At 66.4% G+C, this 25,892-nt stretch carries 19 protein-coding genes; 11 read left to right on the forward strand and 8 right to left on the reverse strand.

Annotation, left to right across the window (positions count from 1 at the left end; translation table 11 throughout):
• Positions 1-352 precede the first annotated feature (352 nt).
• Both SD196_RS16000 and SD196_RS16005 read right to left on the reverse strand, forming a co-directional pair.
• Positions 353-856: a porin family protein gene (locus SD196_RS16000; protein WP_275611507.1), complete on the reverse strand. Its 504-nt coding sequence runs from the start codon at positions 854-856 to the stop codon at positions 353-355.
• Between the two features lie 550 nt (positions 857-1,406).
• Entirely contained in the window at positions 1,407-2,099 is a 693-nt protein-coding gene (locus tag SD196_RS16005) for a B3/4 domain-containing protein (RefSeq protein ID WP_331319757.1), read from the reverse strand.
• Between the two features lie 1,098 nt (positions 2,100-3,197).
• On the opposite strand from SD196_RS16005, the gene SD196_RS16010 reads away from it, so the two are divergent.
• A complete protein-coding gene (locus tag SD196_RS16010; RefSeq protein WP_275611505.1) occupies positions 3,198-4,739 on the forward strand; it encodes a nucleobase:cation symporter-2 family protein in 1,542 nt (513 codons plus the stop codon).
• Between the two features lie 82 nt (positions 4,740-4,821).
• Here SD196_RS16010 and SD196_RS16015 read toward each other — a convergent pair whose 3' ends face one another.
• Both SD196_RS16015 and ptrR read right to left on the reverse strand, forming a co-directional pair.
• The gene (locus SD196_RS16015) at positions 4,822-5,736 is read right to left on the reverse strand and encodes a hypothetical protein (protein ID WP_416310407.1); all 915 of its coding nucleotides are present in this window, start codon (positions 5,734-5,736) and stop codon (positions 4,822-4,824) included.
• Between the two features lie 191 nt (positions 5,737-5,927).
• The gene (gene ptrR / locus SD196_RS16020; protein ID WP_370599518.1) at positions 5,928-6,806 is read right to left on the reverse strand and encodes a putrescine utilization regulator PtrR; all 879 of its coding nucleotides are present in this window, start codon (positions 6,804-6,806) and stop codon (positions 5,928-5,930) included.
• A 142-nt stretch (positions 6,807-6,948) separates the two neighbouring features.
• On the opposite strand from ptrR, the gene SD196_RS16025 reads away from it, so the two are divergent.
• Together SD196_RS16025 and SD196_RS16030 are read left to right on the forward strand one after the other, a co-directional pair.
• On the forward strand, positions 6,949-8,334 hold the full coding sequence (locus SD196_RS16025; protein ID WP_416310408.1) for an NAD-dependent succinate-semialdehyde dehydrogenase: 1,386 nt from the start codon (positions 6,949-6,951) through the stop codon (positions 8,332-8,334).
• Positions 8,335-8,514: 180 nt separating this feature from the next.
• Positions 8,515-9,222 carry a glutathione binding-like protein gene (locus SD196_RS16030; RefSeq protein ID WP_416310409.1) on the forward strand — a complete coding sequence of 236 codons (708 nt, stop codon included), beginning with the start codon at positions 8,515-8,517 and terminating at the stop codon, positions 9,220-9,222.
• Positions 9,223-9,386: 164 nt separating this feature from the next.
• Here the strand turns inward: SD196_RS16030 and SD196_RS16035 are convergent, their stop codons facing one another.
• The 4 genes from SD196_RS16035 to SD196_RS16050 are packed head-to-tail and all read right to left on the reverse strand — an operon-like array spanning position 9,387 to position 15,018.
• Positions 9,387-10,703 carry an NAD(P)/FAD-dependent oxidoreductase gene (locus SD196_RS16035; protein WP_416310410.1) on the reverse strand — a complete coding sequence of 439 codons (1,317 nt, stop codon included), beginning with the start codon at positions 10,701-10,703 and terminating at the stop codon, positions 9,387-9,389.
• A 25-nt stretch (positions 10,704-10,728) separates the two neighbouring features.
• Complete coding sequence (locus tag SD196_RS16040) at positions 10,729-11,403, reverse strand: S8 family serine peptidase (protein WP_416310411.1); 675 nt, start codon at positions 11,401-11,403, stop codon at positions 10,729-10,731.
• Positions 11,393-13,120 (reverse strand): ABC transporter ATP-binding protein, encoded by a 1,728-nt coding sequence (locus tag SD196_RS16045; RefSeq protein ID WP_331319762.1) that lies wholly within the window; start codon positions 13,118-13,120, stop codon positions 11,393-11,395. The genes SD196_RS16040 and SD196_RS16045 overlap by 11 nt, the downstream gene beginning before the upstream one ends.
• Entirely contained in the window at positions 13,120-15,018 is a 1,899-nt protein-coding gene (locus SD196_RS16050; RefSeq protein ID WP_416310412.1) for a sigma-54-dependent Fis family transcriptional regulator, read from the reverse strand. The genes SD196_RS16045 and SD196_RS16050 overlap by 1 nt, the downstream gene beginning before the upstream one ends.
• Before the next feature lie 239 nt (positions 15,019-15,257).
• Here SD196_RS16050 and SD196_RS16055 point away from each other — a divergent pair, with 239 nt between their 5' ends.
• The 8 genes from SD196_RS16055 to SD196_RS16090 all read left to right on the forward strand — a co-directional run bounded on the left by SD196_RS16055 (position 15,258) and on the right by SD196_RS16090 (position 25,887).
• Entirely contained in the window at positions 15,258-15,656 is a 399-nt protein-coding gene (locus SD196_RS16055; protein ID WP_275611496.1) for a MerR family transcriptional regulator, read from the forward strand.
• 41 nt (positions 15,657-15,697) lie between these two features.
• The gene (locus SD196_RS16060; RefSeq protein WP_275611495.1) at positions 15,698-16,861 is read left to right on the forward strand and encodes an isovaleryl-CoA dehydrogenase; all 1,164 of its coding nucleotides are present in this window, start codon (positions 15,698-15,700) and stop codon (positions 16,859-16,861) included.
• Positions 16,862-16,988: 127 nt separating this feature from the next.
• Positions 16,989-18,596: a carboxyl transferase domain-containing protein gene (locus SD196_RS16065; protein WP_416310413.1), complete on the forward strand. Its 1,608-nt coding sequence runs from the start codon at positions 16,989-16,991 to the stop codon at positions 18,594-18,596.
• Positions 18,597-18,606: 10 nt separating this feature from the next.
• Positions 18,607-19,404: a gamma-carboxygeranoyl-CoA hydratase gene (locus SD196_RS16070; protein ID WP_416310414.1), complete on the forward strand. Its 798-nt coding sequence runs from the start codon at positions 18,607-18,609 to the stop codon at positions 19,402-19,404.
• The gene (locus SD196_RS16075) at positions 19,404-21,365 is read left to right on the forward strand and encodes an acetyl/propionyl/methylcrotonyl-CoA carboxylase subunit alpha (RefSeq protein ID WP_416310415.1); all 1,962 of its coding nucleotides are present in this window, start codon (positions 19,404-19,406) and stop codon (positions 21,363-21,365) included. The genes SD196_RS16070 and SD196_RS16075 overlap by 1 nt, the downstream gene beginning before the upstream one ends.
• A gap of 188 nt (positions 21,366-21,553) precedes the next feature.
• Positions 21,554-22,456 (forward strand): hydroxymethylglutaryl-CoA lyase, encoded by a 903-nt coding sequence (locus SD196_RS16080; RefSeq protein ID WP_275611491.1) that lies wholly within the window; start codon positions 21,554-21,556, stop codon positions 22,454-22,456.
• Between the two features lie 431 nt (positions 22,457-22,887).
• Positions 22,888-24,312, forward strand: coding sequence for a sigma-54 interaction domain-containing protein (locus SD196_RS16085; RefSeq protein WP_416310416.1), 1,425 nt, complete (start codon positions 22,888-22,890; stop codon positions 24,310-24,312).
• A gap of 309 nt (positions 24,313-24,621) precedes the next feature.
• A complete protein-coding gene (locus SD196_RS16090; RefSeq protein WP_416310417.1) occupies positions 24,622-25,887 on the forward strand; it encodes an OprD family porin in 1,266 nt (421 codons plus the stop codon).
• Positions 25,888-25,892 lie beyond the last annotated feature (5 nt).

Genomic DNA, 25,892 nt, shown 5'->3' on the forward strand with positions numbered 1-25,892 from the left:
TGGTGGGAAGGGACAGGTCTGCGTCGCGAAGGACCCAGACGGCGCAAGTCAGGAAATGCGTGTTCATCTCTATTCTCTTGTACTTCTGTTGCGCGACGGGTGTGAGTTTACCGTCGGCCGGCGGCCTTCATCAGCGCCCGGAGGACAGACCGGGACCTGAAGTATGGCAACTGTGGCGAATAAGGCCGCCAGGGCGCACACACTGGCACGTCCGATCAGAATACACAACACGCGTAAATTAAAAAAAACGCCCGCCGACAGGGGAATCGACGGGCTGAACGGGCGCTTGGGGGTCGCCCGCAGGAAGGAGGTCAGCGCACCGTTGGGGTCGGGCGCTGACGGGTGGCGCAGATCAGAAGCGGAAGTAGGCCGACAGCGTGGTCTGGTCGAGGTCGACGTCACCGACCTTCAGGGTCTCCTGCTCCAGGCGCACGCCCAGGCCGCCCAGCACGTCCATCTCGGCACCGTAGCCGTACAGGGCGTCCAGGTCCTCGGAATTGCCGGTTACATCATCGTCGTCGGAACGCCAGCCATGCACACCGGCGGTGCCGAACAGACGGATACGCTCCCCGACCGGGACGCCCAGGCGCACGTTGGCCTGCACCGACTGACCCTCGAACTTCTTGTCGCCGTCGCTCATCTCGCCGAAATCGACGACCGCGCCTTCGAAGGCCAGGTAATTGTTCAGGCGGTACCCCGCGTAAACCTTGTAGCTGTTGTCCTTGTCGTCGAAGCGCGACTCATCGATCTCACCCTGCGTGACACCGCCACCGACATACAGTCCCCTGTCATCGGCAAACGCCAGCGCCGGGGCCGACAACAGGAACAGGGTGGAAAGCACTTTTGCGACACGCATGAAAACTCCTTACCAGTGACATCCACCGTCACCGGCACAAACTTGAAATGAATTGAATTCGGACAGGCGCCAACTTCCCCGAGTGGAAAGCGCGCACTTATCGCCGGATGGCGGAACGAATGAATAAGCGGAACTACATCGAACCCGTTTGAATCACCCTCTTTATCCAGAACACAAGGCGAGGCAATTAAATCCAACGGGATATTCGGCTGACCATCGTAGGTTCTCGATAGTCGGGATAAGGTGCTGGGAACTGGGCGAAAGGGCCGTCTTACAGCGCTTCGACACAGTCAGACGGCAAACCGGACAGTTGTCGCCGCATCGGCATCTTCGAAGAGCATTGCACTCTTGCGTGACTGCCCGAATGCACTTCGACCATTACGGAGTTGATTCGCAGCACCCGTGCTGACGGAAGAACAGTTCGATATTCAAGTATTTCGAAATTGTTCGCGGGCAATACGGCCTGTATTGCCCGTCATTGCGCAAGGACGCCACCGGGCGCGATCACCTCCCACACATTTCAAATCCTTTCGGCCATCGAAGCAGCGAATCAGTCCCCTGCTCCAACCAGCCGCTGCTCCACGTTCACGCCGGGCATCATCCGTTGCAGCCCGTCGACCAGGCTGTCTCCCGCTGCCTGCAGGGCCTCCAACGGCATTTCCGGCAGGCTTTCGAGGATGAACCACATCCGCTGCGCCTCGGCATCCAGGCGGGTGCGTACGCCCTGGCGCCAGTTCCAGCGGCGGCAGGTGACGCCCGCGTCGTCGCGCCAGATCACCTCGCCAGCCTCGGGGTGTTCGTGGGCCGGCACGCCCTCCTTCATCGTGTCGAAGACTTCGCTGCCGTCGGCGACCACCAGCCTTGGCGCGCCGGCATAGGCGGCCAGGTTCTCGCCGCCGACCGGGATGGCGAAGCGCAGGCTCACGGCGTTGTACAGGTCCACCACCGGGTCGATGCTCGGCAGGCTGCCGTCGCGTAGTACGCGCTTGCGCAGGGCCAGTGCCGAGCAAGGCGTGCGCTGGGGCTTGGCGCCGAATCGGCGGAACACCTCGCCCCATGCCTCCAGGTGCGCTTGCGCCCAGGCCGGCTCGTCCGCCGCCAACTCCTGACAAGCGCGCTGCAGCGCCTCGTCGGCCACTTCCGGGCGGGTGATGGGCGCTGCCTCCACCGTGATGCTCAGGGCGCGGAAGCCCGGCGCGATGTCAGTAATGGCGGGATCGATGATGGGGGTGACCGGTTGCATGGCGGGGTCCTTGGCGTGTTGCGGGGTAGCTCGTCCGGGTTACGGACAGGTGGGGAAAACAGCTAGTCGCGGCAGCGTTCAGCGGCGAACGAGATTGCGCATCCGGTAGTCACCCCAAGCGATGGAAAGTGTATTCAGCACGCGACGAAAAGCAGTCCATCCGAACGTCATCGGATTTCTCCTGAGCAGCGGGAAAGGGCTTGCGGGCACAGGCGCCTCGCCCGGAAACTTCTAACACCGAGCCGCCCACCGCTGCCATGAAATCCCCGAATGATTGATTAGTCCTGCTTATGCGGAGCCGAGTGGATCAGGGGCGCTAATGACTCCGAAGCGTTGTTCTGTCGCCATTTTCGTGCGCCAGCACAGAAAGGGTTCCGGGTGATACATACGAAATCGCCTGTTCCAGCTACTGCAGGAAGCCAGCGCGGAACGGCCGACAGGAAAGTAGTGCCGTCTGAGCGTTGCCCTGGGTGCGGGCGTGAGGAAGATCGCGGCTGCCGCCCCTTGCAGCGGGTCGCTTTCCTAGGAGCGGATCTTTTCCTCGAAAGCCCGTGCGCCGATGCCTCGCCTGGTCCTTGCTCGCGGACGAGTCTCCCGGCGGCTTCGGCTCCGGGCGGGTTCGCGAGCAAGCTCCCACAGGTGACCTTCTTCCCTCAGCGCGGGGGGGCAGATGACCTTCGACGTTTTCGGTCGATTGGCCGTGATCGGAGGACTCCGAGGCATGCCCTGGAGTCGCGGGTGCGGTGGGGCGTATCGGCGTACAACCGCGAACGGTTGTACGCCCTACCGATAGGCAAACCGCAGCTTCCCGATGGCTGGAAGCCTCCCCGAAATCAGTCGCCTACCTGCCGGCGAACGGCCGAGTGTACTCATGAGTCTAGAATTTTGTATTCGATACTAACGATTATCGTACACATAAATATCAACACAGCCCACTACACGAAATTCCCATCCCAGAGCCCCGTCGCGACTCGTCATTCGATAACCGACCGGTCAGATTTCGGACCACCGGACAAAAACATGTATACAAACTAGTAGATATTTCCTACTGATTTTGTCTACAGTGCTCGCACAACAAAAACAAGCGAGTCCTCAGCCATGAATGATCGTTCAGCTGTAGCGTCCGCCGGAGCACGTCCGGAAGACGAGAACCTCGGTGTCGGCGCCAACCTGGCGTACGGCCTGCAACACGTTCTGACCATGTACGGCGGTATCGTCGCCGTGCCCCTGATCCTCGGCCAGGCGGCCGGGCTCTCACCCAGTGAGGTCGGCATGCTGATTGCCGCCTCACTCTTCGCCGGTGGCCTGGCCACCCTCCTGCAAACCCTTGGCCTGCCCTTCTTCGGTTGCCAGTTGCCGCTGGTGCAAGGCGTGTCCTTCTCCGGTGTGGCCACCATGATCGCCATCCTCTCCGGTGGCTATGAGGGCGGCGGCCTGCCCGCCGTGCTCGGGGCGGTAATGGCGGCGTCGTTCATCGGCTTCCTGATCACCCCGGTGTTCTCACGCATCACCCGGTTCTTCCCGCCGCTGGTCACCGGCATCGTGATCACCACCATCGGCCTAACGCTGATGCCGGTTGCGGCGCGCTGGGCCATGGGCGGCAACCCCAAGGCTCCGGAATTCGGCAGCATGGCCAACATCGGCCTGGCGGCCATGACCCTGGTGATCGTCCTGCTGCTGAGCAAGCTGGGCAGCGCCTCGATCTCGCGCCTGTCGATCCTGCTGGCCATGGTGATCGGCACCGTGATCGCCGCCGCCCTGGGCATGACCGACTTCTCCCGCGTGACCGAAGGCTCGATGGTGGCGATTCCGTCGATCTTCCACTTCGGCATGCCGACCTTCCACATCGCCGCCATCATCTCGATGCTGATCGTGATCATGGTGACCCTGGTGGAAACCTCGGCGGACATCCTCGCCGTCGGTGAGATCATCGGCACCAAGGTCGACTCCAAGCGCCTGGGCAATGGCCTGCGCGCGGACATGGCCTCCAGCGTCATCGCACCGATCTTCGGTTCCTTCACCCAGAGCGCCTTCGCCCAGAACGTCGGCCTGGTGGCCGTGACCGGCGTGAAGAGCCGTTACGTGGTGGCCACCGGCGGCCTGATCCTGGTCGCCCTCGGCCTGCTGCCGGTGATGGGCCGCGTGATCGCCGCCGTGCCCACTCCGGTCCTCGGCGGCGCCGGCATCGTGCTGTTCGGCACCGTGGCGGCCAGCGGTATCCGTACCCTGTCGAGCGTGGACTACCGCAACAACATGAACCTGATCATCGTCGCCACCTCCATCGGCTTCGGCATGATCCCGATCGCAGCGCCGAGCTTCTACGAGCACTTCCCGAGCTGGTTCGCCACCATCTTCCACTCGGGCATCAGCTCTGCCGCCATCATGGCCATCGTCCTGAACCTGCTGTTCAACCACCTCAAGACCGGCAACTCGGACCAGCAGTCGGTGTTCGTCGCCGCCGAGGAGCGCACCCTGCGCTACCGCGACATCGCTGCGCTGAACGAGGGTGACTACTTCCAGAACGGCAAGCTGTTCGACTGCGACGGCAAGGAGGTCCCGCTGATCAACGACGATCACGATGACCACCACGTTCCGGGTCATAAACGACAGGTACGCGAGGCGGAAAACAGCCACGTCTGACCTGGCGACTCCCACGAAAAAGCCCCGCACCTGCGGGGCTTTTTCTTTTCCGCTCCCTCGCTACTACAGGCTGGCATTCGCACTACCGGTGATCGTACGCCGCCATTTCCTCCTCGATGGGCGCCCTCAGGGCTACCACGGTAGGAGTATCGATCGCGGTTACCGGCTCGCCGACCGGCAGCAACAAGGGTGTCGAGGGCCCGCCGCCGGGGGGCGGATTGACCACCACCACGGCCAGGGGCCCCGCCTCGACCACATCGTCAGGCAATAGCTGGAAGGCCAGGCGGGTGCTGTCGGAGATCATCGTCTCGCGGTCCTCGCCGTTTACCTGCACCCGCGCGCCACGGGCGAACCCCATGCCGCGCAGGCAGATGTAGGTGGCGCGAGTGCCGGCGACCGGCGGTTGGGCATCGCCGATGCAGGCGACGGGGTTTTCCAGCTCGTCCTTGCGCCTGATGTCGCCCGCCACTGAGCGAGTGCGGAACAGGGCGTCGAAAACCTCCGCAAGCTTGTCGGTGGCCTGCTTGGAGACCATGCCGGCCAGGCAGGCGATACCGATCACCACATGCAGGTTGACGCTACTCGCCTCGCCGGTAGTGCTGACGGTGAAAAAGGCGCCACGAATGAACAGGTAGAGGATCACCGCGAGGATCATGCCGATGAAGGGCTTGAGCACGTACCACCAGATCCAGCTGACCATGAAGCGCTCGTTGCCGACGAAGTCGCCGAAGGACTTGGCGAGGTGCACGAAGCTGCCGAGCCCGCCGGCCACCATGACCATCGCCAGCAGCCGCGCGTCCGGCCCAGGACACCAGCCGGCCAGGCACTGCACACCGGGGTCGCCCACCGAGCCCGGTGGCGGGAAATTCGGATAGAGCTGCGGCCACAGCCTGACCAGCAGGCAGGCCAGCAACAGCGCGAGGCAGACCAGCCCCGCGCCCATGGCACCGATCTGGAATGAGTTGGCACGGCGGCTCTTGCTGCGAGTGTCCATCATGCGCTCCGGGCGATGGCCCAACGGGAGGAAAGCGCCCTGCCGCGAAGAGCGTTTGCCGCCTTCGCACGACGGACAGAGAAACACACGTTAGCGCAGCGCGATGGCTCTGCAAGAGGCAATTGCGAGTATTTCGCGACTGTCTCCGCGCTGATACGTAGCGCCGCTGAAACAGCGCCCGGAAAAGCCCGTCCTCAGGCCACTTCAGCCTCGGGCCGGGTTTCGTCCAGTAGTCCGATAAAAGCACGCAGCGCCGGCGTATCGGTACCCCGCCGCCAGAACAGCCAGGTGGTGGCGTTGGCGTGGTGCGGCGCCAGGCGATGAATGGTCACGTTGCGACCTCCGGCGAGGCTGTCGAACATCGCCCGCGGGATGATCGCCACCCCACCGCCCGCCGCGATGCAGGCGAGCATGCCGTGGTAGGACTCCATCTCGACGATCTTGCCCGGCACCACCCGGTGCTCGGCGAACCAGCCTTCCAGGCGCTTGCGGTAGGAGCAGGTATCGCGGAAGGCGAACACCGTCTCCCCCGCCACGTCCCGCGCGTCGCGCACCGGCGGGTGGGACTTGGCGCTCATCAGCACCAGCTCCTCACGGTACACCGGCTGACCGTCCAGTTGCGGGTGGTTGGCCGGGCCGTCGGCGAAAGCGGCGATGAAGCGGCCGGACAGCACGCCGTCGATCATCTCGCCGGACGGGCCGGTGGACAGGTCCAGCTGCACCTTCGGGCAATGCTGGTGATAGCGCGCCAGCATCTCGGGGATGCGCACGGCGGCTGTGCTTTCCATCGAGCCCAGGGAAAAGCTGCCGTGGGGCTCAGCGCCCACCGCCACCTGCCTGGCCTCTTCCACCAGCGCGAGGATGCGTTCGGCATAGTCCAGGAAGCTGCGACCGGTCGGCGACAGGCGCAGGCGCAGCTTCTCGCGGATGAACAGCTCGGTGCCCAGCTCGGCTTCCAGCTGCTTGATCCGCGTGGTCAGGTTCGATGGCACGCGATGCAGACGGGCGGCGGCGGCGGTGATGCTGCCCTCCTGGGCAACGGCGCGGACGATTTCCAGCTGGGTGAGGTCCATGATTCTCTCCGAGAGAAAGAGTCTTTCTTGATTATTCATTTTACATGAATGAATCCGCATCTTAATTTCTGCTCCATCCCGGCGCCAGAGTGCCCGGACGAACGACCGGCCTTGCGGCCTCACAGAACAAGCAGGACTCACCATGAACCAGATCGCCGCCATCCCCGCTGCCATCTCCCGCAGCCCCGCCACCGGGCAGGAACTGGCCCGCTACACCTTCGAAGACGCCGCCCAGCTGGAAGCCTCGCTGGCCCGCACCGATGCCGCCTTCCGCCAGTGGCGTGAAACCAGCATCGCCGAGCGTGTCGCCGTGCTGCGCAAGATGGCCGAGGTGCTGCGCGCCAACGTCGAGCCGATGGCCCGCATGGAAGCCCAGGAAATGGGCATGCCGGTCACCCAGGCCCGTGGCGAGATCAACAAGTGCGCCAACCTGTGCGACTGGTACGCCGAACATGGCCCGGCCATGCTCGAAGACGAGAAGACCCCGATCGAAGGCGCGTACATCTCCTACCTGCCGCTGGGCCCGGTGCTGGCCGTGATGCCGTGGAACTTCCCCACCTGGCAGGTCATGCGTGGCGCGGTGAGCATCATCCTGGGCGGCAACACCTACGTGCTCAAGCACGCGCCGAACGTCATGGGCTGCGCCTACCAGCTGCGCGACGCCTGGCTGCAGGCCGGCCTGCCCGAGGGCGTGTTCGAAGTGCTGAACGTCGAGCCGCCGCTGGTTTCCAAGGCCATCGCCGATGACCGCATCGCCTCCATCGCCGTGACCGGCAGCGTGGGCGCGGGCGCCGCCATCGCCTCCCAGGCCGGTGCCGCGCTGAAGAAGTGCGTGCTGGAGCTGGGCGGTTCCGACGCCTTCATCGTGCTGGCCGACGCCGACCTGGACGCCGCCGTGAAAGCCGCCGTCGCCAGCCGTTTCGGCAACTGCGGCCAGGTGTGCATCGCCGCCAAGCGCATGATCCTGGAAGAATCCATCGCCCCGGCCTTCACCGAGAAGCTGCTGGCTGCGGTCAAGGCACTGAAGATCGGCGACCCGCTGGCGGACGACACCTTCGTCGGCCCCATGGCCCGCTTCGACCTGCGCGACGAGCTGGACGGCCAGGTGCAACAGGCCATCGCCGACGGCGCCACCCTCCTGTTGGGCGGCCACAAGCTCGAAGGCGAAGGCAACTACTACGCGCCGACCGTGCTGGCCGACGTGAAACCGGGCAACACCGCGTTCAAGAAGGAAATCTTCGGCCCCGTCGCTTCGCTGATCGTCGCCCGCGACGCCGAGCATGCCCTGGAGCTGGCCAACGACAGCGAGTTCGGCCTCTCCGGCGCCATCTGGACCGCCGACAAGACCAAGGCTCAGCAGATGGCTCGCCGCCTGGTCAGCGGTGGCGTGTTCATCAACGGCTTCTCCGCCTCCGACCCCCGCGTACCGATCGGCGGCGTGAAGAAGAGCGGCTTCGGTCGCGAGCTGTCGCACTTCGGCCTGCGCGAGTTCCTCAACCCGCAGACCGTCTGGGTCGACCGCAAGTAAGGCCACCTTCGCCCGTCAGCTCCACCCATCCTGCGGTCGTGCGGACTCTTCCATCCGCCGGCCGTTTGGATCGATTGGGCGTAAAGGCTTATCCTCAGCCTTTCGTCCTACGCCGCTCTCCTCGGCGCGGGCGTCGTCCGCCCCGGCACTTCGCCGGGGCGTTCCACTCAAGGAGGCTCCATGATCGAGTTGTATTACTGGCCCACTCCCAACGGCCACAAGATCACCCTGTTCCTCGAAGAAACCGGCCTCGACTACCGCATCCACCCGGTCGATATCAGCGCCGGCGACCAGTTCAAGCCCGAATTCCTCGCCTTCTCGCCGAACAACCGCATGCCGGCGATCATCGACACCGCCCCCGCCGACGGCGGTGAGCCGATTACGGTGTTCGAGTCCGGCGCCATCCTCGTCTACCTCGCGGAAAAGACCGGGCAATTCCTACCCGGCGACGTGCGCGGGCGCAAGACGGTATTGGAATGGCTGTTCTGGCAGGTCGGCGGCCTCGGCCCGATGGCCGGGCAGAACCACCACTTCGTGCAGTACGCGCCGGAGAAGCTGCCCTACGCCATGCAGCGCTACATCAACGAGACCAACCGCCTGTACGGCGTACTGGACCGGCGGCTGAAGAAGGTACCCTTCCTCGGCGGCGAGCAGTACAGCATCGCCGACATGGCCAGCTATCCGTGGGTGGTGCCGTGGCAGCGCCAGCAGCAGAACCTCGACGACTTCCCGCACCTGAAGCGCTGGTTCGAAACCATCGCCGCCCGCCCCGCCACCGTGCGGGCCTACGAGAAGGGCCAGCCGTTCCAGTCGCGGCCCTCGGTCACCGAGGAAGGCAAGAAGATCCTGTTCGGGCAGACGGCGGCCAGTCTGGGCAAGGACGACTGATCCGCGCCGGAGTGGCTCCCGTAGGGCGTATAACGCTCCGCGTTATACGCCGATTGGCCTTGGCCAGCCCCATCGAGATCGGCCTGGAAACCACCGTAAAGATTGACCACGACGCTGACGAAAGCATCGGTGTATCGGCGTACAACCGCGAACGGTTGTACGCCCTACGCTCCCGGCCGATACCCTTGCGTCAGCAACCAGCCCTGGAACGCTCGACGCCGCTCCGGCGGCAAGTCCGCCAGCACCCGGGCTTCGGGCTCCTCGCGAAGACGCCGCAGCCACGGCGCCAACTCCAGCCCATCGAGGTGCCAGATACCCAACGGCTGATCGGCGCTGACCACCACCTCCGCCTCATCGACGAAGTCCCCGCGCAGCACCGGCGCACGCTCGATGCGCAGGCTGGCGAAATCCGCCGGCGCGTGGCTGGGCTGCTCGTCCGGCCAGGCGCGACGAGCCTGCCAGAAGGGCTGGTCGGCCCAGCGCTCTTCGCTGGCGTAGAAATCACGCCCGACACGGGCGAAGCGCAGGAACAGTTGCTCAACCCGCTGCTGATGGAAGCGTTTGGCCAACTCCGCGCGCTCGGGTGCGCGCAGCAGGGTGTTGATCACCACCGGCGCCTGCAGGGCAGACGACAGCGACTGGAAGATGCCGTTGCCCGACAGCGGGTCCACCGCCATCGCCGCATCGCCGACGCGAATCCAGTTGTCGCCGCAGGCTTCCAGGCAGAGGATCGCCGTACTGCTGCGGGCGTGCAGGTCCAGTTCGCGCCCCTCGCCAGCACCGAAAAATTCCCGCACCCGTTGCGAGGCGCCACGGCGTTCGCGGCAATAATCGAGCAATTGATCACGCGGCGGCAATTGACTGCTGGCCACATCCAGGGTCATTTGCCAGTAGCAGCGGCCATCCTCCAGCCGCGCCATCCAGGCCCAGCCATCGGGCAGGCTTTCCACCGCGCTGGCCAACGGACCGGGTTCGCCCTGCCAGCGGTTGAGCAGGCTCAGGGTTTCCGGGCCGCGCCGGGCCTTTTGACCTTTCTGGTTCAGCGGCGCCTGGCGGCCACGGGCTTCGACGAGGAAGGTGCCCTGCACTTCCCGGCCCCCTTCGAGTTTCACGCGCCAGCCGGAATCCTCCGGTTCGACGGCCAGCGCCTGGGCTTCGATCAACTCGACGCCCGCTGCTTTCAGGTCCTCGCGCAGGCCGGCGTCGAAACGCGGACGGTCGAGGATGCATTCGAAGTTCTGCGCGCTTTCGTTGCCGTTCCAGTGCACGCGACGCTGCGATGGGGGCGCGGCGCAGCTCAGGGCGTAATTCAGCCCGGCACTGCGCAGCCCCTCCAGTACGCGCAGGGAGACACCCTCGACGGCGGCGAAACGCCGCCATTCGCTGATGACGGTGACGGGATGGCCGAGGCGGCACAGGCCCAGGGCAACCGCTGCACCGGCGGGGCCGGCGCCGAGGATCAGGATGGGGGCTTCGGTCATGCCTGGACGGGAAGGCGCTCGACCTTTACTCATAACCCACCTTCCGCTCGATGCCATGATAAGGAGCCCGCTCGCGCATCTGCTCGATCAGTTCCAGATTCGACAGCTCCGGTCGCTCCGTCAGCATCGACGCCAGGTGCCCACTGAACGCCGCGCATCCCAGGCTGGCCCCCGAACGCCCGGCCACGCTCACCGCTGCGCCGAAATCCGCCTGCGAACTGTCCAGCCAGGACCACTCCCGCTCACGGCAACGCGCGTCACCGGTCACCCGGATCACCCCCGGATAGCTCGCCGGAAACACCGGCTCGCCCCGCGCCGGGCTCGACGCGCAGACCAGCACGCCCGCCGCCACCAGGTCGGCCACGGCATCGTGCAGGATCGGCCGATCCTGCCGCACGCCAAGGCTCAGGTTGATCACCCGCACGCCCTGCTCGCCCAGCCAGCGCAACGCGGCGGCGAGCTGCAACGGGCTGGTCACGCCACGTTCATCGAATACCTGGGCGACGCACAGGCGCGCCTCGGGCGCCCGCGCAAGAATCGCCTCGCAGACGGCGCTGCCATGGCCGAGGCGATCATGCGTCAGTGGCAGTTCGTCCAGCCCATCATTGGACAGGCAGAAGCGTCGCCCGCCGACCACGAAATTCACCTGCCCGTCAGCATGCCCACTGTCGACCACGCCGATGCGCACCTCAGGCCTCATGTCGCTGCACCGGCCGGGCCTCACGCACGCGCATCTGTCCATCCTGCAATTCCAGATGCAGGTCGGCGGCGGCCAGCGTCGAAGTACGGTGGCTGATCAGCAGCCGCGTACGGCTGGCGAACAGTTGGTCGATGGCGGCGATCACCTCGCGCTCGGTGCTTTCGTCCACCTGCGAGGTGGCTTCGTCGAGCACCAGGATCAGCGGGTCCTGCAACAGCGCGCGGGCGATGGCGATGCGCTGCTTCTGCCCGCCGGACAGCTGCTGGCCGCGTTCGCCCAGCGGGCTGTCGAACCCCTCGGGCAGGCTGGCGACCAGGCTGTCGAGCTGCGCCGCGCGGGCGGCTTTCTCGATGGCCTCACGAGTGGATTCCGGGGCGCTGTAGGCCAGGTTGTCGGCGAGACTGCCACGGAACAGCACGATGTCCTGGCTGACCACCGCCACGCGCCGGCGCAGGGCGTGCAGGTCGAGCTCGCGCAGGTCGATGCCGTCGAGCAGGATGCGGCCCTGGTCGGGATCGTAGAAGCGTTGCAGCAGGTCGATCAGCGTGCTCTTGCCGACCCCGGACGGCCCGCTCAGCGCGACCTTGAGACCGGCAGGAATCACCGCCTGCACATTCTGCAGAACCGGCTGGGCGCGGCCCGGCCAGGCATAGTGCAGGTTCTCCAGGCGCAGCTCGCCCACCGACGGCATCGGCCGTGGCGCTACCGGCGAAGCGATACTGGCTTCCTCACCGCGCAGCTCCATCACCCGGCCGAGGCTGACGGTCATGCGCTGCAATGCCACGTACAGGCCTAGCAGGCTCTGCACAGGCCCGATGGCCATGCCCAGGTAAGTGGAAAAGGCGATCAGCGAACCCAGTTGCCAGGTGCCCTGCACCACCCAATAGCCGCCGACCAGGAAGGCGCAGGCACGGGACAGCGACATCAGCGTGCCGGGCACCGCCTGGGTGAAGAACTCGGTGAGTTGCAGGCGCAGCAGTTGACCAAGGTAGCCCTGCCCCAACCCTTCCAGGCGCCCGGCTTCACGGTTCTGCTGGCCGGCGGACTGGATGAACTTCATCGCCGGCAGCGTCTCGACGAAGAACGACGAGAGGTCCGCCGAGCGTTCACGCAGGCCGCGCGCCTCACGCTCCACCTTGCGCCGCATCCAGCGCAGCCAGAGCACGTCCAGCGGGATCAGCAGCGCCACCAGCAGCGAGAGCTTCCACGACAGGGTGAGCAGCAATACCAACGCGCCGACCAAGCCGATCACGCTGGAGACGGCGGAGAACAGCGAGTCCACGGCGAAGCGCTGGATTTCGGCGACATCGCCATCCAGCCGGGACATCAGGTCGCCGATGCGCCGGCGACCGAAGAAGCTCGGCGAGAGGGTCTGCAGGTGGCGGTACAGCGCATCACGCAGGGCGAACAGGATGCGCCCGGACAGCCGCGTGTGCAGGTAGCGGTTGAGGCCGGACAGGGCCGTACCGACGAGGCCGACGACGATCATCGCGCCGGCCACCATCACCAGTACCGGGAAGTCCTTCGCCAGCAGGCCGTCGTCGATCAGCAGCTTGGTCAGCCAGGGCTGCGCCAGTACCAGCAGGGATGCGCAGAACGACAAGCCGAGCAGGCCGGCAATCGCTGCCCGGTGCGGTCGCACAAAACCGTACAGCCAGCGCAGCGACGCCTTGAGCGCCTGGGGGTCGTCGCTCTCGATCAGGCGGGTGAAGAACATCAGCCCACCTTGAGTTGCTTGAGCTTGCGGTACAGCGTGGCGCGGCTGATGCCCAGCGCGTCGGCGGCGGCGGAGACGTTGCCCTGGTGGCGTTCCAGCGCCTGGCGGATCAGCTCCAGTTCGTTCTCGCGGATGCTGCCGCTCTGCGGGCGCTCGCCGGCGCTGAGTTCGTCCAGGGTGCTATCGGGCAGATGGTCCAGCCCGAGCACGTCCTCGCCCTCCTCGCGCATGGCCAGCGCGGTGCGCAGGACCATCTCCAGCTGGCGGATGTTGCCCGGCCAGTGGTACTCGCGCAGCAGCCCGAGCAGTTCGGCGGAAAGTTTCACCTTCGGCGCACCCATACGCGCCAGCAGGCCGGCGGCCAACTCGGCGAGGTCGTCGCGCTCGCGCAGCGCCGGCAGCTTCACGCTGATGCCGTTGACGCGGTAGTAGAGGTCCTCGCGGAACTGTTTTTCCTCCACCAGGCGCTTGAGGTCGCGGTGGGTGGCGCAGATCAGCGCAACGTCGATGTCCTGTTCCTCGCCGGCGCCCAGCGGCGCCACCTTGCGCTCCTGCAGCACGCGCAACAGGCGCGCTTGCAGGGCCAGCGGCATGTCGCCGATCTCGTCGAGGAACAGCGTGCCGCCATGGGCCTGCTGTAGCCGGCCGACCATGCCGCCACGCCGCGAGCCGGTGAAGGCGCCGTCGCGGTAGCCGAACAGTTCGGACTCGATCAGACCTTCGGGAATCGCCGCGCAGTTCACCGCGACGAAGGGCTTGTCGCTGCGCGCGCTGGCCTGGTGCAGGGCGCGGGCCACCACTTCCTTGCCGCTGCCGGTTTCGCCCAGCAGCAGCACGGGCAGTTCGTTGACCAGTCCCTGGCGCGCCATGCGCAGGGCGCGGGCGTAGCGCGGGTGGTTACCGGCGAGCGCTTCGAGTTCCGGGCCCGCAGCCGGGCGCGGCGCGCGGTTGCTGACGGGTACACCATGGCTGCGCAGCGGCGCCTGGAGGGTCTTGTAGAACAGCTCGCCCTTGGGCGTCTGCAGGCTGCCGACGCCGCCCTGGTAGAGCCGGCCCAGCAGTTGGTCGCCGCGCAGACCGAGGAGGTCTTCGCTGCGCCGGCCGACCAGGCTTTCGCGGGTGGCGCCGAGCAGCTGGCAGGCCTGGCCGCTGACGGCCAGTACCTTGCCGTCCAGCCCCAGCGCCAGCAGGCCCTGCCAGGCGGAGTCCAGGTACTGGCGGCGGTAATGGAAGGCGATCACCACCTGCCCCGGATGGCTGACGGCGAACAGCCGCGCCTCGATCTGGAACACCGCAAGGCTGAGCAGCGAGAGGCTTTCCCGCGGGCCGGAGAGCGGGCCTTCGCGGGTCATGTCGAGCACGCCGAGCAGCGTGCCCTGCGGTCCTTCGATGGGCACCGAGGTGCAGGAGAAACGGCTCAGGCGGTCAAGGAAGTGCTCACCGCAGTCGATCTGCGTGGCGCGCTTTTCCACCAGCGCGGTGCCCAGGGCGTTGGTGCCGCGCGAAGCTTCACTCCAGCAGGCGCCCTGGACGATGTCGGCCAGGCCTTTGCTCTGCATGTGATCGCGAGCGCCTTCGACGGAGAGGATGGTGGCGTCGGCGTTGGCCAGGATGATCACGCCATCGTGGCCCTGGCGCTGTTGCAGGTAGTCGAGTTCGGGAGTGGCTGCATCGAGCAGCAGGCGATTACCGGCCAGCAGCACGTCGGGTTTGACCCGCGTATCGAGGCCATGCTCGGTGCCGCTGGCGCAGTCCAGGCCATGGCCAAGGCTGCGCCGCCAGGAGGCGTCGATCTCCTCGCGGAGCACACCGCTGGGCACTTCGCCCTCCTGTTGCAGGCGTTCACGGGCCAGGTGGGCTTCGCGCAGCAGGTCGCTGCTTATTGTTCTTGTGGTCATGCATCGCTCCGGTAGGTTCCATGACTAGCTTCAGCATGGAACTCGCAGGCTGGTCAGGGCTGTGTACACCCGCGGGCGGCGTCCGTAAAGGGGAAGCCCCTGGTCGGAAAGGTCAGATACGAGCGCGAGGCAATTCCTGCGCCATCTACCCGTCCTACGCCGCCTTCGAGGTGTGTTGACAGTGACTCGAGGCAGGTTTACGTTAACGTAAAGGTAAACGACCGAGCAAGAAGATTCCCATGCCCACGACCTACACCATCTCCGAGCTGGCCCGCGAACTGGACGTCACCACCCGCGCCATCCGCTTCTACGAGGAGCAAGGCATGCTCAGCCCCGAGCGCCGCGGCCAGGAGCGCATCTACAGCCCGAAGGACCTGGTGGCCCTGAAGCTGATCCTGCGCGGCAAGCGCATCGGCTTCTCGCTGGCCGAGTGCAAGGAGCTGATCGACCTCTACGACCCCAGCAGCGGTAACCGCAAGCAGCTGGAAACCTTCATGGGCAAGATCGCCGCCCGGCGCGCCCAGCTGGAGCAGCAGATGCTCGACATCGAGCAGATGAAACTGGAACTGGACACCGCCGAGGAACGCTGCCTGGCGGCCCTGGACGAGACCGAGAAGAAGCAACGCGCCTCCGTGTGAGCGCCCTCCCCCTGATTCCAAGTACAAAAAAGGTGCAGACCATGAGCTATCCGTCCCTCAACTTCGGTCTCGGCGAGACCATCGACATGCTGCGTGATTCCGTCCATCAGTTCGCCCAGGCCGAACTGGCCCCGCGCGCAGCGCAGATCGACCGCGACAACGAGTTCCCCATGGACATGTGGCGCAAGTTCGGCGACATGGGCCTGCTGGGCATGACCGTGGAAGAGGAGTACGGCGGCACCAACATGGGCTACCTGGCCCACGTGGTGGCGATGGAGGAGATCAGCCGCGCTTCCGCCTCGGTCGGCCTGTCCTACGGCGCCCATTCCAACTTGTGCCTCAACCAGATCCGCAAGAACGGCACCCACGAGCAGAAGCAGAAGTACCTGCCCAAGCTGTGCTCTGGCGAGCACATCGGCGCCCTGGCCATGAGTGAGCCCAACGCCGGTTCCGACGTGGTGTCGATGAAGCTGCGAGCCGAAAAGAAGGGCGACCGCTACGTGCTCAACGGCAACAAGATGTGGATCACCAACGGCCCGGATGCCAATACCTACGTGATCTACGCCAAGACTGACGTCAACGCCGGCTCGCGCGGCATGACCGCGTTCATCGTCGAGCGCGACTTCAAGGGTTTCTCCCGCCACCAGAAGCTGGACAAGCTCGGCATGCGCGGCTCCAACACCTGCGAACTGGTGTTCGAAGACGTCGAAGTGCCGGAGGAGAACATCCTCGGCGCCGAAGGCCGTGGCGTGGCCGTGCTGATGAGCGGCCTGGACTACGAACGCACCGTGCTCTCCGGCGGCCCGACCGGGATCATGACCGCCTGCATGGACGTGGTGCTGCCCTACGTGCACGAACGCCAGCAGTTCAAGCAATCGATCGGCGAATTCCAGCTGGTGCAGGGCAAGCTGGCCGACATGTACGCCGGCATGAACGCCTCCAAGTCCTACCTGTACAACGTGGCCAAGGCCTGCGACCGCGGCGAGGAATCGCGCAAGGACGCCGCCGCGGTGATTCTCTACACCGCCGAAATGGCCACCAAGATGGCCCTGGACACCATTCAACTGCTCGGCGGCAACGGCTACACCAACGAGTACCCGGCCGGCCGCCTGCTGCGCGACGCCAAGCTCTACGAGATCGGCGCCGGCACCAGCGAAATCCGCCGCATGCTGATCGGCCGCGAGCTGTTCAACGAGACCCGCTGAACCTATCCGCATCCGTCCCTGTAGGAGCGAGCTTGCTCGCGAACCAGCCCCCGCAGCGGAGGTTGTTCGCGAGCAAGGGCTAGGCGCCCCCCTCGCTCCTACAAAGAATCCCGCTCGTGGAGACGCCATGACCATCCTCGGCACCCAACTCAACACCCGTTCCCCGGAATACGCCGCCAACGCCGCGGCCATGCTGGAGAACGTCCAGGACCTGCGCGCCCTGCTCGACCACGTCCACGAAGGCGGCGGCGCCGCCGCCCAGGCCAAGCACGCCGCACGCGGCAAGCTGCTGGTGCGTGAGCGCATCAACCGTCTGCTCGACGCAGGCTCGCCCTTCCTCGAAGTCTCCGCCCTGGCCGCCCATGGCGTGTACGGCGAAGATGTCGCCGCCGCTGGCGTGGTCGCCGGCATCGGCCGCGTGGAAGGCGTGGAATGCATGATCGTCGGCAACGACGCCACGGTGAAGGGCGGCAGCTACTACCCGCTGACCGTGAAGAAGCACCTGCGCGCCCAGACCATCGCCCAGCAGAACCGTCTGCCGTGCATCTACCTGGTGGACTCGGGCGGCGCCAACCTGCCGCGCCAGGACGAGGTCTTCCCCGACCGCGAGCACTTCGGCCGGATCTTCTTCAACCAGGCCAACATGAGCGCCCAGGGCATCCCGCAGATCGCAGTGGTGATGGGCTCCTGCACCGCCGGCGGCGCCTACGTGCCGGCAATGAGCGACGAGACCATCATGGTGCGCAACCAGGCCACCATCTTCCTCGCCGGCCCGCCGCTGGTGAAGGCCGCCACCGGCGAGGTGGTGAGCGCCGAGGACCTGGGCGGTGCCGACGTGCACTGCAAGACCTCGGGCGTCGCCGACCACTACGCCGAGGACGACGAGCACGCGCTGGCCATCGCCCGCCGCTGCATCGCCAACCTCAACTGGACCAAGCAGGGCAAGCTCAACACCCTCGCCCCGCGCGCGCCGCTGTATGCCAGCGAAGAGCTGTACGGCGTGATCCCGGTGGACAGCAAGCAGCCCTTCGACGTGCGCGAGATCATCGCGCGCCTGGTCGACGGCAGCGAATTCGACGAGTTCAAGGCGCTGTTCGGCACCACCCTGGTGTGCGGCTTCGCCCACCTGCACGGCTACCCGGTGGCGATCCTCGCCAACAACGGCATCCTCTTCGCCGAAGCCGCGCAGAAAGGCGCGCACTTCATCGAACTGGCCTGCCAGCGCGGCATCCCGCTGGTGTTCCTGCAGAACATCACCGGCTTCATGGTCGGCCAGAAGTACGAGGCCGGCGGCATAGCCAAGCACGGCGCCAAGCTGGTCACCGCGGTGGCCTGCGCCCAGGTGCCGAAGTTCACCGTGATCATCGGCGGCAGCTTCGGCGCCGGTAACTACGGCATGTGCGGCCGCGCCTACGACCCGCGCTTCCTGTGGATGTGGCCCAACGCGCGGATCGGCGTGATGGGCGGCGAACAGGCCGCCGGCGTGCTGGCCCAGGTCAAGCGCGAACAGGCCGAACGCGCAGGCTCTGCGCTGTCCGCCGAGGACGAGGCGAAGATCAAGGCGCCTATCCTCGAACAGTACGAGCGCCAGGGTCACCCCTACTACTCCAGCGCCCGCCTGTGGGACGACGGCGTGATCGACCCGGCGCAGACCCGCGACGTGCTCGGCCTCGCCCTCTCCGCCTCGCTCAACGCGCCCATCGAAGCGACCCGCTTCGGCGTCTTCCGCATGTAAGGCCGCCGCCATGACCGACTTCCAGAACATCCAACTCGACATCGACCCGCGCGGCGTCGCCAATCTCTGGCTGAACCGCCCGGACAAGAACAACGCCTTCAACGCCCAGACCATCGCTGAGCTGATCCTGGCGCTGGACGCCGTGGCTGCCGACGACCGCGTGCGCCTGCTGGTGCTGCGCGGACGCGGCAAGCACTTCTGCGGCGGCGCGGACCTTTCCTGGATGCAGGAATCCGTGCAGCTGGACTACCAGGGCAACCTGAACGACGCCCAGCAGCTCGCCGAACTGCTCTACAACCTGCACCAGCTGAAGAAGCCCACCCTCGCCATCGTGCAGGGCGCGGCCTTTGGCGGCGGCGTTGGGCTGGTCTCCTGCTGCGACATGGCGCTGGCCGCCGAGGACGCGCAGTTCTGCCTGTCCGAAGTGCGCATCGGCCTGATCCCGGCCACCATCGGCCCGTTCGTCACCAAGGCCATCGGCCAGCGCGCCGCCACCCGCTACGCCATGACTGCCGAGCGTTTCAGCGGCATTCGCGCCCGCGAGCTGGGCCTGGTGGACGAGCACTACCCGGCCGCCGAGCTGGACGAGAAAGCCGACGCCTGGATCGCCAACCTGCTGAACAACAGTCCGGCGGCGCTGGTGGCCTGCAAGGCGCTGTTCCATGAAATCGGCGCCGGCGAGCTCAAGCCCGAACTGCGTCGCTACACCGAAGCGGCCATCGCCCGCATCCGCATCAGCCCCGAGGGGCAGGAAGGGCTGCGCGCCTTCCTGGAAAAACGCAAACCGGCCTGGCAGGAGCAAGTCTGATGAGCAAGATCGATACCCTGCTGGTGGCCAATCGCGGCGAAATCGCCTGCCGCGTGATGCGCACCGCCAAGGCCCTGGGCCTGACCACCGTGGCCGTGCACAGCGCCACCGACCGCAACGCCCGCCACGTCGAAGAGGCCGACATCGCCATTGACCTGGGCGGCGCCAAGCCGGCTGAAAGCTACCTGCGCGCCGACGCCGTGCTGGCCGCTGCCAAGGCCGCCGGCGCCCAAGCCATCCACCCCGGCTACGGCTTCCTCTCGGAGAACGCCGGCTTCGCCCGCGCCTGCGAAGAGGCCGGGCTGGTCTTCCTCGGCCCGCCGGCCAGCGCCATCGACGCCATGGGCAGCAAGTCCGCCGCGAAAGCGCTGATGGAAACCGCCGGCGTGCCGCTGGTACCCGGCTACCACGGTGAAGCCCAGGACTACGCCACCTTCCAGCGCGAAGCCCAGCGCATCGGCTACCCGGTGCTGCTAAAAGCCGCCGCTGGCGGTGGCGGCAAGGGCATGAAGGTGGTCGAGCGCGAGGCCGAACTGGCCGAGGCGCTGGAATCCGCCCAGCGTGAGGCGCAGTCCGGTTTCGGCGACTCGCGCATGCTGGTGGAGAAGTACCTGACCAAGCCCCGCCACGTGGAAATCCAGGTCTTCGCCGATAAACACGGCAACTGCCTGTACCTCAACGAGCGCGACTGCTCGATCCAGCGCCGCCACCAGAAAGTGGTGGAAGAAGCGCCGGCGCCGGGCCTCTCCGTCGAACTGCGCCAGGGCATGGGCGAGGCCGCCGTGCGCGCCGCCCAGGCCATCGGCTACGTCGGCGCCGGCACCGTGGAGTTCCTCTACGACGAAGGCAGCGGCCAGTTCTTCTTCATGGAGATGAACACCCGCCTGCAGGTGGAGCACCCGGTCACCGAAGCCATCACCGGCCTCGACCTGGTGGCCTGGCAGATCCGCGTCGCCCGTGGCGAGCCGCTGCCGCTGACTCAGCAGCAGGTGCCGTTGATGGGCCACGCCATCGAAGTGCGCCTCTACGCCGAAGACCCCGAGGGCGGCTTCCTGCCCGCCAGCGGCCACCTCGCGCTGTACCGCGAACCCGCCGCCGGCCCCGGCCGCCGGGTGGACAGCGGCATCCGCGAGGGCGACGACATCTCGCCGTTCTACGACCCGATGCTGGCCAAGCTGATCGCCTGGGGCGAGAACCGCGAGGAAGCGCGCCAGCGCCTGCTGTCGATGCTCGGCGAAACCGCCGTTGGCGGCTTCAAGACCAACCTGGCCTTCCTGCGCCGCGTGCTGGCCCACCCGGCGTTCGCCGAGGGCGAGCTGGATACCGGCTTCATCGCCCGCTACCAGGACACCCTGCTGCCCGCCCCCAGCGCCCTGCCCGAGCGCTTCTGGCAGCTCGCCGCAGAAGCCTGGGTGCAGAGCGAAGCCGCCCGCGTGCGCGGCGACGACGCCCATTCGCCCTGGTCCGCCCGGAGCGGCTGGCGCAGCGGCCTGCCGGGGGAAACCGACCTGCACCTGCTGGCCAAGGGCGAATCCCACGTGGTGCGCCTGCGCCATGCCGACGGCCAGCGCATTGCCCAGCTCGACGGTCAGTGGCTGGATGTGAAGGATGGCGAGATTCGCCGCCGTCACCAGGTGATCCGCCGGGGCGACAGCCTCTATCTGGAATGGAACGGCGAGCTGGTGGCCGTGCAGCGTTTCGACCCCATCGCCGAGGCCGAAGCGGCCCACGCCCACCACGGCGGCCTGGGCGCGCCGATGAACGGCAGCATCGTGCGCATCCTGGTCGAACCGGGCCAGAGCGTCGAAGCCGGCGCCGCGCTGGTGGTGCTCGAAGCCATGAAGATGGAACACAGCATTCGCGCGCCGCACGCTGGCGTGGTGAAATCGCTGTATTGCAGCGAAGGCGAGCTGGTGTCGGAGGGTACGGCGCTGGTGGAGCTGGAGGAGGCGTCGGCGTAACGACCAAAAGCCCCTCTCCCCCGCCCTCTCCCTGAAGGGAGAGGGAGTATCCGTGCCACGCGGACCTTCCGTGTGAGCCGGAAACCTCCCGCCGCTCAGGACAGTCCCCTCTCCCTTCAGGGAGAGGGTTAGGGAGAGGGTGCCGAGCATTGCGCACCCTCCTCCATGGAACACTACGAGGACCGCAAATGACCCTGCCCCAATCCGTCCGCCTGGTCGAAGTCGGCCCGCGCGACGGCCTGCAGAACGAGAAGCAACCCATCGCCGTCGCCGACAAGGTACGCCTGGTGGACGACCTCACCGCCGCTGGCCTCACCTACATCGAAGTCGGCAGCTTCGTCTCGCCCAAGTGGGTGCCGCAGATGGCCGGCTCGGCGGAAGTCTTCGCCGGCATCCAGCAGAAAGCTGGCGTCACCTACGCCGCCCTGGCGCCGAACCTGAAGGGCTTCGAGGCCGCGCTGGAATCCCAGGTCAAGGAAGTCGCGGTGTTCGCCGCCGCCTCCGAGGCCTTCTCGCAGAAGAACATCAACTGCTCGATCAAGGAGAGCCTGGAACGCTTCATCCCGGTGATGGAAGCGGCGCGCCAGCACGGCGTGCGCGTGCGCGGCTACGTCTCCTGCGTGCTCGGCTGCCCGTACCAGGGCGAGGTGGACGTGGCGCAGGTCGCCGCCGTCGCCGAGGAACTGCACGCCATGGGCTGCTATGAAGTCTCCCTGGGCGACACCATCGGCGTCGGCACCGCCGGCGCCACCCGCCGCATGTTCGAAGTCGTCGGCCAACGCGTGCCCCGCGCGCAACTGGCCGGGCACTTCCACGACACCTACGGCCAGGCCACCGCGAACATCTACGCCAGCCTGCTGGAAGGCATCGCGGTGTTCGACAGCTCGGTCGCAGGCCTGGGCGGTTGCCCCTATGCCAAGGGCGCCACCGGCAACGTCGCCACCGAAGACGTGCTCTACCTCCTCAACGGCCTGGGCATCCACACCGGCATCGACCTCGACAAGCTGATCGACGCCGGCGCGCGCATCTGCGCCGTGCTCGACAAGCCCAACGGCTCGCGTGTGGCCAAGGCGCAGTTGTCCAAGCGCTAAAGCATGCCTGTACCTGCCCGATACAAGTGCGCTCGGAGCGGCCCTCACCCCAACCCTCTCCCAGAGGGAGAGGGGGCTGATTGTGCCGGCTGACACAGTAGCTTCATCCTGAACCGAACGGTCCCCTCTCCCCTTGGGAGAGGGTTAGGGTGAGGGAAAGCACAGGCACGGATTTCAGAAGCCACACACAGACCGTAGGGCGCATAAGGCGGAACGCTTTCCGCCGCCAGGCCATCGGCGCACAACGCCTGTGGCGTTATGCGCCCTACCGGCTGACGGTGAACCCGACCTGTAGGAGCGAGCTTGCTCGCGAACCGCCCCGGCTGCGGAGCCTGTTCGCGAGCAAGTTCCAGGCGTCCCCCTCGGTCCTACAAAGAGCCCTCACATCCCGGTACAGTGCGCCCTCTGCCCTCCCCGCGCACGGCCCGCCCATGACCGATACCGACAGCCTCAAGGACTACCCCAGCGTTCGCCAACTGGCGATCCGCTCGCTGTTCGAGATCTTCGAGCAGTTCAGCGAAGGCACGGTGATCGTCGACCGCGAGGCGCGCATCGTCTGGATCAACCAGCGCTACGCCCAGCGCTTCGGCCTGGACCGCGCCGAGCAGGCCATCGGCCGCCCGGTGGAACAAGTGATCCCCGGCAGCCTGATGCGCGAAGTGGTCAGCAGCGGCCGGCCGATGCTGCTGGACATTCTCGACATGGCCAAGGACCCGCTGGTGGTCATGCGCGTGCCGATCCGCGATGACTCCGGCGTTGTCATCGGCGGCATCGGCTTCGCCCTGTTCGACGAACTGCGCGCGCTGTCGCCGCTGCTCACCCGCTACCAACGCATGCAGGCCGAACTGGCCTCGACCCGTTCGCTGCTGCAGGCGCGCCAGGCCAAATACAGCTTCGGCCATTTCATCGGCACCAGCCCGGCCAGCCTGGAAGTAAAACGCCGCGCCCGCCGTGGCGCGGCCAGCGAGGCGCCGATCCTGTTGCTGGGCGAGACAGGTACCGGCAAGGAACTGCTCGCCCACGCCATCCACGCGACCTCGCCGCGCGCCGACAAACCCTTCGTCAGCCTCAACGCCGCCGCCATTCCCGAGACCTTGCTGGAGGCCGAATTCTTCGGCACCGCGCCGGGCGCCTTCACCGGCGCCGACCGCAAGGGCCGCGCCGGCAAGTTGCAGATAGCCCAGGGCGGCACGCTGTTCCTCGACGAGATCGGCGATATGCCGCTGACCCTGCAGAGCAAGCTGCTGCGCGTGCTGCAGGAAAAGGAATTCGAGCCGGTGGGCTCCAACGAGGTGCTGCGCAGCGACATCCGCCTGATCGCCGCCACCTCCATCGACCTCGACGCCGCCGTGCGCGAGGGGCGATTCCGCGCCGACCTGTTCTACCGCATCAACGTCCTGCCGATCGAGATCCCGCCGCTGCGCGAGCGCCTGGAGGATTTGCCGGCACTGTGCGAAGCCATCCTCGATGGCCTGCGCGACGACCGCCAGACACTTTACGAGCTGGACGCCGGCGGCCTCGCCCTGCTCGCCCGGCACGCCTGGCCAGGCAACGTGCGCGAGCTGCGCAACCTGCTGGAGCGCACCGTGCTGCTGGGCGACCGCCCGCAGATCGACGCCGCCGCCCTGCGCTCGGCGCTGGGCGAACTGCAACCGCTGCCGGCCACCTCGACGGCGCCAGCAGCCAAGCTGGCCGAAGGACAGGATTTCTACGCCGCGCGGGACGCCTTCGAGCGTGAACTCATCGCCAATACCCTGGCCGAACATGCCGGCAACGTCGATGCAGCCGCGCAACGCCTGGGACTGGGGCGCTCGACGCTCTACAAGAAGATGGCGGCGCTGGGTCTTCAATCCTGAAAAAGAGACGAGTCTCAAAAAAGAGACAATCACTCAGAACTCTTGATTGAAAGCCCCCAGGCGATTCAATCCGCCGCCTTGTCTCCAACTAGAGACAAACCGTTTATCCCCACTCATGAAAATCTCAAAATAAGACTTACAAATCAAATAGTTACAATCCTGGCACGGTCCTGGCTATGTCGCCTCTCGCGGCCCTCGCGCCGCACAGCCGACATAACAACAATCAGCGCTGCCCGAACGCGAACACACCCCAGCGGACACCACGGCCAGTCCCGCTTCGCACACGGCGCCGCGTCAGGAGATCACCCGATGAGCCGTTCCACGCTCAATCATGCCGCCATTCTGACCGCCCTCGGTTCCACCCTTGCCCTCTCGCCCCAGGCCTTCGCCGAATTTCTAGCAGGCAGCAAGGCCAGCGTCGAGCTGCGCAACTTCTACTTCAACCGCGATTTCCGCCAGGACAACGCCGCGCAATCCAAGCAGGAAGAGTGGGCGCAGGGCTTCCTGCTGCGCTACGAATCCGGCTACACCGAAGGCACCATCGGCGTGGGCGTAGACGCCCTCGGCCTGCTGGGCGTGAAGCTCGACTCCAGCCCCGACCGTGCCGGCTCCGGCCTGCTGCCGCGGGATAAGGAGAAGGTCAACGGCGCGCCCGATGACTACAGCGAACTGGGCCTGACCGCCAAGCTGCGCGCCTCGAAAAGCACGCTGAAGATCGGCACCCTGCTGCCGAAGCTGCCCACCGTGCTGGCCAACGATTCGCGCCTGCTGCCGCAGACCTTCGAAGGCGCCCACCTGAACTCCACCGAGTTCGCCGGCCTGACCTTCGACGGCGGCCGCCTGCGCCAGGTGAGCCAGCGCGACTCGTCCAACCGCGAGGACATGACCGTTACCAGCGGCAGCGCGCGCGGCATCGTCGCCACCGACACCAGCGACCAGTTCGACTTCGCCGGCCTGAGCTACAAGTGGACGCCGCAGCTGACCACCGGCTACAGCTACGCCAAGCTCGACGGGCTCTACGACCAGCACATCGTCAACCTGGTGCACGTGTTGCCCATCGCCGCCGGCCAGGCGCTGAAGACCGACCTGCGCTACGCCCGCTCGGACGAAGACGGCCACAGCAACGTCGACAACCGCGCCTTCGGCGCCATGCTCACCTACACCCTCGGCGGCCACGGCTTCGGCGCCGGCTACCAATCGATGAGCGGCGACACCGGCTTCGCCTACATCGGCGGCACCGATGCCTTCCTGGTCAACTTCGTGCAGATCGGCGACTTCGCCAACCGCGACGAGAAGTCCTGGCAGGCCCGCTACGACTACGACTTCGCCGCCCTCGGCATTCCCGGCCTGACCTTCATGACGCGCTACCTGTCCGGCGACAACATCGACCTGGGCGCGAACAGGCCCGAAGGCGGGGAATGGGAGCGCGACACCGACATCGGCTACGTGGTGCAGAGCGGCCCGCTGAAGAACGTCGGGGTGAAGTGGCGCAACGCGACGGTGCGTTCCAGCCATTTCGGCAACGACCTGGACGAGAACCGCCTGATCCTCAGCTACGTGCTGCCGCTGTGGTGATCATC

The sequence above is a fragment of the Pseudomonas macauensis genome (assembly GCF_047902425.1).
Taxonomy (GTDB): domain Bacteria; phylum Pseudomonadota; class Gammaproteobacteria; order Pseudomonadales; family Pseudomonadaceae; genus Pseudomonas.

What these genes read in the sequence shown, in the direction of transcription:
- SD196_RS16000 (WP_275611507.1), bottom strand. Translation starts at nt 856, where the DNA reads ATGCGTGTCGCAAAAGTGCTTTCCACCCTGTTCCTGTTGTCGGCCCCG.
- SD196_RS16005 (WP_331319757.1), bottom strand. Translation starts at nt 2,099, where the DNA reads ATGCAACCGGTCACCCCCATCATCGATCCCGCCATTACTGACATCGCG.
- SD196_RS16010 (WP_275611505.1), top strand. Translation starts at nt 3,198, where the DNA reads ATGAATGATCGTTCAGCTGTAGCGTCCGCCGGAGCACGTCCGGAAGAC.
- SD196_RS16015 (WP_416310407.1), bottom strand. Translation starts at nt 5,736, where the DNA reads ATGATGGACACTCGCAGCAAGAGCCGCCGTGCCAACTCATTCCAGATC.
- ptrR (WP_370599518.1), bottom strand. Translation starts at nt 6,806, where the DNA reads ATGGACCTCACCCAGCTGGAAATCGTCCGCGCCGTTGCCCAGGAGGGC.
- SD196_RS16025 (WP_416310408.1), top strand. Translation starts at nt 6,949, where the DNA reads ATGAACCAGATCGCCGCCATCCCCGCTGCCATCTCCCGCAGCCCCGCC.
- SD196_RS16030 (WP_416310409.1), top strand. Translation starts at nt 8,515, where the DNA reads ATGATCGAGTTGTATTACTGGCCCACTCCCAACGGCCACAAGATCACC.
- SD196_RS16035 (WP_416310410.1), bottom strand. Translation starts at nt 10,703, where the DNA reads ATGACCGAAGCCCCCATCCTGATCCTCGGCGCCGGCCCCGCCGGTGCA.
- SD196_RS16040 (WP_416310411.1), bottom strand. Translation starts at nt 11,403, where the DNA reads ATGAGGCCTGAGGTGCGCATCGGCGTGGTCGACAGTGGGCATGCTGAC.
- SD196_RS16045 (WP_331319762.1), bottom strand. Translation starts at nt 13,120, where the DNA reads ATGTTCTTCACCCGCCTGATCGAGAGCGACGACCCCCAGGCGCTCAAG.
- SD196_RS16050 (WP_416310412.1), bottom strand. Translation starts at nt 15,018, where the DNA reads ATGACCACAAGAACAATAAGCAGCGACCTGCTGCGCGAAGCCCACCTG.
- SD196_RS16055 (WP_275611496.1), top strand. Translation starts at nt 15,258, where the DNA reads ATGCCCACGACCTACACCATCTCCGAGCTGGCCCGCGAACTGGACGTC.
- SD196_RS16060 (WP_275611495.1), top strand. Translation starts at nt 15,698, where the DNA reads ATGAGCTATCCGTCCCTCAACTTCGGTCTCGGCGAGACCATCGACATG.
- SD196_RS16065 (WP_416310413.1), top strand. Translation starts at nt 16,989, where the DNA reads ATGACCATCCTCGGCACCCAACTCAACACCCGTTCCCCGGAATACGCC.
- SD196_RS16070 (WP_416310414.1), top strand. Translation starts at nt 18,607, where the DNA reads ATGACCGACTTCCAGAACATCCAACTCGACATCGACCCGCGCGGCGTC.
- SD196_RS16075 (WP_416310415.1), top strand. Translation starts at nt 19,404, where the DNA reads ATGAGCAAGATCGATACCCTGCTGGTGGCCAATCGCGGCGAAATCGCC.
- SD196_RS16080 (WP_275611491.1), top strand. Translation starts at nt 21,554, where the DNA reads ATGACCCTGCCCCAATCCGTCCGCCTGGTCGAAGTCGGCCCGCGCGAC.
- SD196_RS16085 (WP_416310416.1), top strand. Translation starts at nt 22,888, where the DNA reads ATGACCGATACCGACAGCCTCAAGGACTACCCCAGCGTTCGCCAACTG.
- SD196_RS16090 (WP_416310417.1), top strand. Translation starts at nt 24,622, where the DNA reads ATGAGCCGTTCCACGCTCAATCATGCCGCCATTCTGACCGCCCTCGGT.